10 protein-coding genes and 1 pseudogene are annotated in these 10604 nt (G+C 57.5%); 9 read left to right on the top strand and 2 right to left on the bottom strand.

Annotated elements, in window-relative coordinates:
- From ACWKWM_RS24980 to ACWKWM_RS24960, 5 genes and pseudogenes are all read left to right on the top strand, one after another.
- The coding region (locus tag ACWKWM_RS24980) for an RHS repeat-associated core domain-containing protein (protein ID WP_483848677.1) at positions 1 to 459 on the top strand (459 nt) is incomplete at its 5' end.
- A gap of 1 nt (position 460) precedes the next feature.
- A complete protein-coding gene (locus tag ACWKWM_RS24975; protein ID WP_483848676.1) occupies positions 461 to 781 on the top strand; it encodes a hypothetical protein in 321 nt (106 codons plus the stop codon).
- 118 nt (positions 782 to 899) lie between these two features.
- A pseudogene (locus ACWKWM_RS24970) lies at positions 900 to 1075 on the top strand (RHS repeat-associated core domain-containing protein); the annotation flags it as partial.
- Between the two features lie 182 nt (positions 1076 to 1257).
- Positions 1258 to 1437 carry an HNH/endonuclease VII fold putative polymorphic toxin gene (locus tag ACWKWM_RS24965; protein ID WP_483848675.1) on the top strand — a complete coding sequence of 60 codons (180 nt, stop codon included), beginning with the start codon at positions 1258 to 1260 and terminating at the stop codon, positions 1435 to 1437.
- Complete coding sequence (locus ACWKWM_RS24960) at positions 1418 to 1834, top strand: hypothetical protein (RefSeq protein ID WP_483848674.1); 417 nt, start codon at positions 1418 to 1420, stop codon at positions 1832 to 1834. The genes ACWKWM_RS24965 and ACWKWM_RS24960 overlap by 20 nt, the downstream gene beginning before the upstream one ends.
- A 57-nt stretch (positions 1835 to 1891) precedes the next feature.
- Here ACWKWM_RS24960 and uvrB read toward each other — a convergent pair whose 3' ends face one another.
- Entirely contained in the window at positions 1892 to 3907 is a 2016-nt protein-coding gene (gene uvrB / locus ACWKWM_RS24955) for an excinuclease ABC subunit UvrB (RefSeq protein WP_483848673.1), read from the bottom strand.
- 333 nt (positions 3908 to 4240) lie between these two features.
- On the opposite strand from uvrB, the gene ACWKWM_RS24950 reads away from it, so the two are divergent.
- A complete protein-coding gene (locus ACWKWM_RS24950; RefSeq protein ID WP_483848672.1) occupies positions 4241 to 5437 on the top strand; it encodes an amino acid aminotransferase in 1197 nt (398 codons plus the stop codon).
- A 96-nt stretch (positions 5438 to 5533) separates the two neighbouring features.
- Here the strand turns inward: ACWKWM_RS24950 and ACWKWM_RS24945 are convergent, their stop codons facing one another.
- Positions 5534 to 6499 carry an isopenicillin N synthase family dioxygenase gene (locus tag ACWKWM_RS24945; RefSeq protein ID WP_483848671.1) on the bottom strand — a complete coding sequence of 322 codons (966 nt, stop codon included), beginning with the start codon at positions 6497 to 6499 and terminating at the stop codon, positions 5534 to 5536.
- A 433-nt stretch (positions 6500 to 6932) separates the two neighbouring features.
- Between ACWKWM_RS24945 and ACWKWM_RS24940 the strand changes: the two genes are divergently transcribed.
- The 3 genes from ACWKWM_RS24940 to ACWKWM_RS24930 all read left to right on the top strand — a co-directional run bounded on the left by ACWKWM_RS24940 (position 6933) and on the right by ACWKWM_RS24930 (position 10478).
- On the top strand, positions 6933 to 8126 hold the full coding sequence (locus tag ACWKWM_RS24940; protein WP_483848670.1) for an alpha-hydroxy acid oxidase: 1194 nt from the start codon (positions 6933 to 6935) through the stop codon (positions 8124 to 8126).
- 4 nt (positions 8127 to 8130) lie between these two features.
- Complete coding sequence (locus tag ACWKWM_RS24935) at positions 8131 to 9507, top strand: FAD-binding oxidoreductase (protein WP_483848669.1); 1377 nt, start codon at positions 8131 to 8133, stop codon at positions 9505 to 9507.
- Between the two features lie 134 nt (positions 9508 to 9641).
- The gene (locus ACWKWM_RS24930; RefSeq protein WP_483848668.1) at positions 9642 to 10478 is read left to right on the top strand and encodes a transporter substrate-binding domain-containing protein; all 837 of its coding nucleotides are present in this window, start codon (positions 9642 to 9644) and stop codon (positions 10476 to 10478) included.
- Positions 10479 to 10604 lie beyond the last annotated feature (126 nt).

Raw genomic sequence — 10604 nt, 5'->3', positions numbered from 1 at the left:
CTGGACCGCGAAACCGGCCTGCACTACAACACCTTCCGCTACTACGACCCCGACATCGGCCGCTTCACCACCCCCGATCCGATCGGCTTGTCGGGCGGGATCAATCTGTACCAATATGCGCCTAACCCGGTGGGATGGATTGATCCTTGGGGTTGGAGTTGTGTTCGGGTGCGGCATTACACCAACTCAAAGGGTTTGGCGGGAATCAAGGATAGCGGTGTGATCACTGCTAGAGATAACAACCGGGTTTACTTAGAACCAGCGAATAAAAAACCGTTAGCACAAAAAGAGGCGGAAAACAGATACGAAATTGATAAGGGCAAGGGGCGAAACTATGTTGAAACTGACGTGGCGGAAGACCGAATTAAATGGAAAATGAATCCCAGATACCATGTAGAAGAAATGACCGTCGTTGGAGATCTGCAACTAAAAAATCCAGAATTTATCAAGAGGAAATAGCATGCTTGAAGCCAACAGAAAAATTGAGCTGTCCGGAAAGTTAGCAAGTGAGGCATTAGCGGAGATCGAATATATTCTTATTTCATTAAAAAATATTGCGAGATATTACTATGATAACGTCGAAGATCCTACCGATATCGACCCGGCTGCGTATGCAGCAGAAACTACAAGATTTATTGATGAAAATGGTATAACCCATAGATTATCAAAAGTCAGATCAATAATCTCTGATGGGTTTGATGACCGGTTGGGTGAAGATGACATGGATGATCTAGAGCGAGCGTTTCAGCACTTGCAACTTTGGCGTAAACCGGGGGACTGATCAAGTAGATCTAAAAAATACAGGTTGCGTGGATTAGCATAGAAAACAGAAAAAAGGGGGCGGGCACCTTTAATCCTTCGGCCGAAGCACCAGAGGAATCCAGGGCTTGGACTACGGCTTCCATCAAAACCTGCGCTTCCAGGGCCAATACCTGGACCGCGAAACCGGCCTGCACTACAACACCTTCCGCTACTATGACCCCGATATCGGCCGCTTCACCACCCCGATCCAATCGGCTTGTCGGGCGGGATCAATCTGTACCAATATGCACCTAACCCGGTGGGATGGATTGATCTTTGGGATTGAAGTTGTGTTCCTGGAAGGAGTCCTGTTACCAAGGAAGAAGCCGTAGAGACTCTTTCAGATAGGCCAAGCGTGACGCAGGAGTTGCGCTTACACAGCATCCCTATAGAGTTTTAGAAACGGCACTGAGAAATGAATATAAAAAGAAAATAATAAAGAATTCAAAGCCTGTGATGACCAGAAATTACTGGTATCGAAGTGAGAGTGGCAAAACGATCGTCATTCAGGAACACAGCTGGGGTCATGTAAAGGCTTCGCCAAATTTTGGGGCCGAACCGCACTTTAACGTGAGGCCATTTGACAATCTTGATACTGGATCGGTAATAGGGACTTATGGCCATTACAACTTCTGAAAAAACAATCAATATCATAGATGCTATTCACCCGAATCAATTTCTAAAGAGTCTTTATCCGCAGGGACTGGCCGATTCTATTTTGATAGGACATCTAGGGTTCAATCTAGGAAATAACTTTAGTTTGAATCTTCATACCAAACAGTTGCCCGGCAAAGAAATAGTTAAATGGGGACAAAGCGGTAGAGACTATGATGTAGTAGTAATTTCATTATTAGGAAGCTTAATTAGAGATATATCCATTTCAAACTGGGGTAGCATAGACTTCGCCCCATTAGTCTGCAGCATAAAAAATGATGGCTATTTTTTAGAATCTAGTCGAGAAGACTGGCATGTGTCCTTTAGTTTTGACGTTTTGATATTCCAAGAGTGCCGCACGTACCTCTCCGGTGCTTGATACAACGCGAAAAAAAAACTCCTGCGCAGCCCCAACCACGCAGGAACACTCCAAAATTCAAACCGCCAACAACCGCTCCCTCAACTTCCCAATCTCATCCCTCATCTGCGCCGCCGCCTCAAACTCAAGATCCCTAGCCAACTGGTACATTTTCTCTTCCAACTGGCGAATGCGTTTGGTGATCTCGCTCGGTGAGCGCAATTCGGCTTCGTACTTGGCGCTTTCTTCGGCGGCTTTGGCCATGCCTTTGCGTTTTTTGCTGCGTGAACCGGGGACGGTGGCGCCTTCCATGATGTCGGCGACATCCTTGAACACGCCTTTGGGGGTGATGCCGTGTTCGAGGTTGAAGGCGATCTGTTTGTCGCGACGGCGGTCCGTTTCGCCGATGGCGCGTTCCATGGAGCCGGTGATGCGGTCGGCGTACAAGATGGCGCGGCCGTTGAGGTTTCGGGCGGCGCGGCCGATGGTCTGGATCAGTGAGCGCTCGGAACGCAGGAAGCCTTCTTTGTCGGCATCGAGAATAGCCACAAGCGAAACTTCGGGCATGTCGAGGCCTTCGCGCAGCAGGTTGATGCCCACTAGCACGTCAAAAGTGCCCAGACGCAGATCGCGGATGATTTCCACGCGCTCTACCGTGTCGATGTCCGAGTGCAGGTAACGCACGCGCACACCGTGGTCGGCCAGGTAATCGGTCAAGTCTTCGGACATGCGTTTGGTCAGCGTGGTGACCAGCACCCGCTCTTCCAAGGCTACACGCTTGGATATCTCCGACAGCAGATCGTCAACCTGGGTAAGCGCAGGGCGCACTTCGATCTGCGGATCGACCAGACCGGTCGGCCGCACGACTTGCTCAATCACCCGGCCCGCATGTTCAGCCTCGTAGTTGCCCGGCGTCGCCGAAACAAAGATGGTCTGCGGACTGATGCTTTCCCATTCGTCAAACCGCATCGGCCGATTGTCCAGCGCCGAGGGCAGACGGAAACCGTATTCAACCAAGGTCTCTTTGCGCGAACGGTCGCCCTTATACATGGCGCCGACCTGGGGCACGCTCACGTGGGACTCGTCGATCACCAGCAAAGCATCCGCCGGCAAATAGTCATACAAAGTCGGAGGCGGCGCACCGGAAGGTCGACCGGACAGATAGCGCGAGTAGTTTTCGATGCCGTTGCAGTAACCCAGCTCCAGAATCATTTCCAGATCGAAACGGGTGCGCTGTTCCAGGCGCTGCGCTTCCACCAGTTTGTTGGCACCGCGCAGGTATTCCAGACGCTCTGCCAGCTCGACCTTTATGTTTTCCATTGCGTCGAGCAGCGTTTCGCGAGGCGTTACGTAGTGGCTTTTCGGATAGAACGTGAAGCGCGGCAGCTTGCGGATGACCTCGCCGGTCAGTGGATCGAAGGCCGAAATACTCTCAACTTCATCGTCGAACAGCTCGATGCGGATCGCTTCCAGGTCAGATTCAGCCGGGAAGATATCGATCACATCACCTCTCACGCGGAAGGTCGCGCGGGCAAAATCCATGTCGTTGCGGGTGTATTGCAGGTCCGCCAGCCGACGCAGCAGCGCGCGCTGGTCGAGCTTGTCGCCGCGATCAACGTGCAAGACCATGCGCAGGTAGGTTTCCGGGCTGCCCAGACCGTAAATGCACGAAACCGTGGTGACGATGATCGCGTCCTTGCGCTCCAGTAACGCTTTGGTCGCCGACAGCCGCATCTGCTCGATGTGGTCGTTGATCGACGCATCCTTCTCGATGAAGGTGTCGGACGACGGCACGTAGGCTTCTGGCTGGTAGTAATCGTAGTAGGAGACGAAATACTCGACCGCGTTGTTGGGGAAGAACGCCTTGAACTCGCCGTATAACTGCGCCGCCAAGGTCTTGTTCGGCGCCAGCACCAGCGTCGGACGCTGCACCTGAGCGATGACGTTGGCGATGCTGAACGTCTTGCCCGAGCCGGTTACACCCAACAGCGTCTGGTGCGACAACCCGGCTTCAATCCCTTCGACCATCTGACGAATCGCCTCCGGCTGATCACCGGCTGGCTCAAAACGGGTTACGAGCTGGAACTCGGACATAAATAACCTCTTGGTTCGCACGGCGTGCACAACGGCAAACGAAACGAAATGAGCGCAGACGACTGATCCCGCCAGGGAAAAGACGCACATGAAAGGAGTTGATGGGACTACAAGTGGAGTCGCCACTGTGGCCTTTCAAGTCATCCGCATCAAATTGCCAGGCACCACGTGACTAATGGTCGAAATAACTGGAAATATCTTGAAAAAACCAGCGCCGGGCTGTCGCCCCCGTCGTCGATGCTCTCTATACTGACTCCCCGTTTGCGCACCGCTCTAGTGCATACGGCCGGAGCGATGTCACCCCTCCAACTTCCATTCAGAGCTGCCGCAAAAATGAGCCTCTTCTCCGCTGTCGAAATGGCACCACGCGATCCAATCCTGGGCCTCAACGAAGCATTCAACGCCGATACCCGTACGACCAAGGTCAACCTGGGTGTAGGCGTTTACAGCAACGAAGAAGGGAAAATTCCGCTTCTGCGTGCCGTTGCCGAAGCCGAGGCCATTCGAGTTGCTCAACACATTCCTCGCGGCTACTTGCCCATTGATGGCATCGCCGCGTACGACAAGGCCGTGCAAACCCTGCTGTTTGGCGCTGACTCGGCTTTGCTGGCATCCGGTCGCGCCCTGACGGTGCAGGCAGTTGGCGGCACCGGCGCCCTGAAAATCGGTGCTGACTTCCTAAAGCAACTGTCGCCCAACGCCGTCGTCGCCATCAGCGACCCAAGCTGGGAAAACCACCGCGCGCTGTTCGAAACCGCTGGTTTCCCGGTTCAGAACTATCGCTACTACGACGCCGCCACCCATGACGTCAACCGCGCAGGCATGCTTGAAGACCTGCAAAACCTGCCGTCGGGCTCCATCGTTGTGCTGCACGCGTGCTGCCACAACCCGACCGGCGTCGACCTGACGCTTGATGACTGGAAAAAAGTCCTCGACGTCCTGAAAGCCAAAGGTCACGTGCCGTTTCTAGACATGGCCTATCAAGGCTTCGGCGACGGCATTGATGAAGACGCTGCAGCAGTTCGGCTGTTCGCCGATTCCGGTTTGACCTTCTTCGCGTCTAGCTCGTTCTCTAAATCGTTCTCGCTGTATGGCGAACGGGTCGGCGCGCTGTCGATCGTCACTGATTCGAGAGAAGAAACCGCGCGCGTCCTGTCCCAGGTCAAACGCGTCATCCGCACCAACTACTCCAACCCGCCGACACACGGCGCGAGCATCGTCGCTGCTGTGCTGCTCAGCCCGGAACTGCGTCAGCAGTGGGAAGAAGAACTGGGCGAAATGCGCCTGCGGATTCGTGGGATGCGTGAAGAAATGACCCAGCGTCTGGCAGGCAATGCCAAAGGTCAGGACTTCAGCTTCGTCGCACGTCAGCGCGGGATGTTTTCCTACTCCGGTCTGACCGTTGAACAGAGCCAGCGTCTGCGCAACGAGTTCGGAATCTACGCCCTGGATACCGGGCGGATCTGCGTGGCGGCGTTGAACAAGGGCAACATCGATGCGGTGACCACGGCGATTCTCGCTGTTATCTGACGCCCATCTGCAGGAGCGAACTTGTTCGCGAGAGATCATGCAGGCAACACCGCGTTGCCTGCCTCGCCAACAAGTTGGCTCCTACAGAGCCGAGATTTAGTGCGCCTTTTTCCGATACGCCATCGAGTCATCGATGCGCTTGAGGATGTAATCCCCCGCCGCAACCAGTGGGTACAGGCTCGAACTCGCTTCAATCCCCAGGTCACACGGATCGACCACCGCGCTGTAGGTCGGGTCGTAAAACGTCGCGATGGAATAGCGCTCGTGCCCGGACTTGTTGATCACCCGGTGCAACGTCGAGCGAAAACGGTCGTTGGACCAGCGCGCCAGCAGATCACCCACGTTCACCACCAGACTGCCCTCGATGGGCGTTGCATCGATCCAGCTGTTGGAGCCCAACTCACGCACCTGCAAGCCGCCGCTGTTGTCCTGATACAGCAAGGTGATGCAGCCGTAATCGGTGTGCGGCGCGACGCCAAACTGGTCGGTTTCGGCCATCGGCGGATGCGGCGGGTAGTAAACCATCTGCGTGCGCTGTAGGGGCTTGCCGTATTTCGGCGAGAAGAAACCCTCATCGATCCCTAATCCCACCGCAACCGCCTTCAACAAGTCTGCCCCGGCGTGAGCAATCGCGGCGTAGTAATCATCCAGTGCGGTGCGTAATTCGGGCATGAAGGCCGGCCACTGGTTTGGGCCGCGCAACGCTTCACCGGCCAGAACGCAGGGGTCGTCCTCGGGCAGTTCAAGGCCCATGCTGAAGAACTCTTTGAAATCCGGCTTGGTCGCTTCATACATCAGCGCCCCGCCCAACGCGTGCCAGCCGCGATGACGTTTGTTGACGGCGACCTGGCGCTTCACCTCAGGCGAATGGGCGAAGAAAGTTTTCGCAGCGGCCATGGCTTGGTCAATCACTGGCTGTGGCACGCCGTGGTTGATGATGTAGAAAAAACCCACCTCGCTGCAGGCCTGACGAATCGCGTTCCCGACACGCCGAATGCTTGCCGGATCGCCCTCGCGCACGCCGGCCATGTCGATCAGGGGAAGGTTGGCAGTGACAGTCATGCGGGGCTCCTGTCAGGGATGGGAGAGTGAAATCGGGGTGGCGCGGTATAGACAGGTGAAGCATTTACTGTGCCGCGTTTCTTGCTTCATCGCGGTCCGCTGCCACGCCTGAAATATTCGGGATGAGCACCGGCCCACGTGGGAGCGGACCTGTCCGCGAATGCGATGTCGGCGGCACAGAATTTATGGCGGCTGTACTGGCTCTCCGCGGACAGGTCCGCTCCCACGGGGATCATCGCGGGTTGGAACATCCGGTTTCTCCGCGCCCCATCAGTGTGCACCGGAGCGCAATCGGTGCAACTTTCGGTGACAGTTTCCGACACCGAATAAGCCTGGGTCCTACAACAACCTCTCAAACCCGACCTCCCGCGCCCTGATCTGAAATGGCCTGCATCTTGCGTCAGCTGTATATACAGCCGGATCAAGGATCTTCATGCGTCGTTACCATTCAGGCCCGGATTTTCGTCGCGCCCACAGCATTGCCGAACTGGCGCAAATGGCGCGTCGGCGTTTGCCCCACTTCGCCTGGGAATACCTCGAAGGCGGCGCCGAAGAAGAGCTGACCCTGGCGCGCAATCGCCAGGCCTTCGCCGACATCAGCCTGCTGCCGCAAACACTGGTGCCCTGCCACGCCACCGAAACCCGGCGCACCTTGCTCGGCCGTGAATTGCCGCTGCCGATAGCGATCGGCCCTACTGGCTACAACGGCATGCTCTACCGCGACGCCGATATTCACCTGGCCCGCGCCGCCACCGAGCGTGGCCTGCCATTCACCCTCAGCACCGTTTCGACCAACTCGCTGGAGCAGATTGTTGCCGCGGTGCCGGGGGTCAATCTGTGGTTTCAGCTGTACTGCATGAGCGAACCGAAGATTCAGGACGACTTGCTACAGCGGGCCCAGGCGGTGGGCTGCAAAACCCTGCTGGTCACCAGCGATGCCGTGCTTCTGGGCAATCGCGAATGGGACAAACGAAATTTCGCACGCCCGCGCCAGCTCAGCCTGCGCAACAAGCTGGACGTGCTGCGCCATCCGCGCTGGATCCGCCAGGCGCTTTGGCCCCACGGCATGCCGAGCATGGCCAACCTGGACAGCTACTTGCCGCCCGACCAGCGCAATGCCGCTGGCGCCGCGCACTTCATCGGCGCGCAGATGGAGAAAATCCTCGACTGGGACTACCTCGCCCGGCTTCGAGATCGTTGGCCGAATCAGCTCCTGCTCAAGGGCGTGCTGCACCCACGCGATGCCGAAAAGGCGGTGGCGCTCGGGCTCGATGGCATTGTCGTGACCAATCATGGAGGGCGGCAGCTGGACGGTGTACCCGCCACCCTTGATTGCCTTCCCGCCATCGCCGCCGTCGCCAAAGGCAAACTGACGATCCTGCTGGACAGCGGCATTCGCCGGGGCACCGACATTCTCAAGGCCTGCGCGCTCGGCGCCGATGCCGTGCTGCTGGGTCGGGCAACGTTGTACGGGGTCGCCGCTGGCGGACAGCCCGGCGTCGGCCACGCCCTGGACTTACTCGCCAACGAACTGCGCCTGGCGCTGACCTTGCTGGGACAGCCGGACCTGAACCAGCTGTGCGCTACAGCGCCGACTTCTTCTTCCTCTTTTTTCACGGTGAGCTGAACCGATGAGCGATGTCCAACACACCCTTTCGCAACTGCGCGACGCCTTGGGCGACGCGCAGGTCCTGACCGGCGAGGCCATCAGTGAACGCCATTACAGCGACTGGACCCGTCACGCCCCCGCATGCCCGGCGGCGTTAATCCTGCCGCGCAGCACTCAGGAAGTGTCCGACGCACTGCGCATCTGCAACGCCGCCAGACAACCCATCGTGCCCCAAGGCGGTATGACCGGACTGGCGGGCGGCGCCGTCCCAACGACATCCGATTTCGCGCTGTCGCTGGATCGCCTGAAGGGGATAGAGGAAATCGACATCGCCGCTGCCACGATCACTGTACGGTCTGGCACCACCCTGCAAGACATTCAACAGGCGGTCGCTGACGCTGGCTATTTGTTCCCATTGGATCTTGGCGCGCGAGGCTCGTGCCAGATCGGCGGCAACATCGCCACAAATGCCGGGGGCAACGCGGTGATTCGTTACGGCATGACCCGCGAGCTGGTGCTCGGCCTGGAAGTGGTGCTGGCGGACGGACGCGTGTTGAATCTGATGAACAAGATGATCAAGAACAACTGCGGCTATGACCTAAAACAGTGCTTCATTGGCAGCGAAGGCACGCTAGGAGTGATTACCCGCGCTGTTTTGAAGCTCGCGCCGCAACCGGGGGAAACCACCACGCTGCTCTGCGCCCTGCCCGACTATGCCAGTGCGGTGGGATTGCTACGCAGGATTCAACGAGAAGCCGGCACGCCCCAGGCTTACGAATTGATGTGGCAGGACTTCTTTCGGATGGGCGTTTCCTGGCTGGAAAACCCGGTCCCGCCGATGTCCGATCAGCATCCGCTGTACGTGCTGTTGGAGTCTTCCGCCAACCGTGAGGTGCTGGAGCAGACGCTCAGTGATGCCGTGGACGCCGGCGAGGTAGTGGACGCGATCCTCTCCAGCTCACACGCTCAGGCCCGCAGTCTGTGGAAAATCCGCGAAGCCACCGGCGAATTTCCAACTCGCCTGGCACCGCTCAACTTCGACATCAGCCTGCCTATCGGCCAGATCGGCGATTTCGCTCAACTCTGCCGCGAGCGCCTGGAACAGCGTTGGCCGGGTAACCGCAGCGTGTATTTCGGCCACATCGGAGACAGCAATCTGCACCTGACCGTGGACTGCAACTCGTTGCCGCAACCGGCGCCGATTCTCGAGATCGAGGAACTGGTGTATGCCGCTGTCGGCGAACTGGACGGCGCGGTGTCCGCCGAACACGGCATCGGCCTGCTCAAGCGCGAGTTTCTGCACCACTCGGTGAGCGACGAAGCGCTGGCAACCATGCGCCAACTGAAGATGTGTTTTGACCCCAACGGCATTCTGAACCCGGGGAAAGTCCTCGGCTGATTTCGGCCGGGTTGTATATACCGGTATGGCACGCTAACTGCACTGATCCAAGTACACACCGCACACCCGAAAGCCACGTAGAACAACGACCCCCACTGCATTTGACGAAGCCGCACTTACTTAGGAGCGAACCCATGCAAGTCGATTCTCTGTTCAGCAAGACGTTCAAAGGTCTGAGTTTCAGCGCTGCATTGGCGTTGCTGCCGCTGATGGCACACGCCGACCAACTGGCCGATGTCAAAAAAGCCGGCGAGCTAGTGGTGGGCACCGAGCTGCAATTCGCCCCGTTCGACTTCACCGAAGCTGGCAAACAGAAAGGCCTGAACGCCGAACTGTTCGAACAGTTGGGCAAGGAGCTAGGGGTCAAGATCAAGTTCCTCGATCTGCCGTGGCCGAGCGTGTTGCCAGGCCTGGAAGCCAAGAAGTTCGACGTGGTGGCCGGGCCGATCATCGTCACCAAGGCGCGTAAAGAGCGGTACCACTTCGTTTATCCGATTGCCGAGGCCACCGTTGCGCTGATGGTCGGCGCCAAGGACGACAGCATCACCAAGCCTGAAGACATCGCCGGCAAAACCGTGGGCGCGGGTAAAGGTTCGGCGCAACTGGAAGAGCTGAAGAAGTTCGCCGAGACCTTGCCGCAGAAGGTCACGATTCGTGAATACGTGGACAACAACCAGGCTTACGCCGACCTTGCCGCCAAGCGCATTGTCGCGGTGGCGAATTCGCTGCCGAACATTTCCTACGTCGCGGCTGAACGTAGCAATCTGTACAAAGTGGTGCAGCCGCCGTTCGGCAAGAAGTCGTACTTCGCCTATCTGGGACGCAAGGATGCCGAAGCCGACAGCCTGATCGCCGCGCTGGATGCTGCGATTCTGAAGATGCATGACGACGGGCGATTAGCCGCGCTGCAGAAGAAATGGCTCGGCGCGGAAATGGACGTGCCGAAAACCGATTTCGAGCCAACCTGGTAAGGCAACCACAATCTCCCTGTAGGAGCCAACTCGTTGGCGAGGCATCCAACGCGGTGTGTCAGGCACACCGCCTCGCGAACAAGTTCGCTCCTACAGAATTGAGGCGTACGCAAACCCTGTGGGAGA

The organism is Pseudomonas rosaeacicularis (assembly GCF_057128745.1).
Note: the sequence above shows the minus strand (reverse complement) of the source record. Positions and strands in the feature narration are given on the sequence as shown.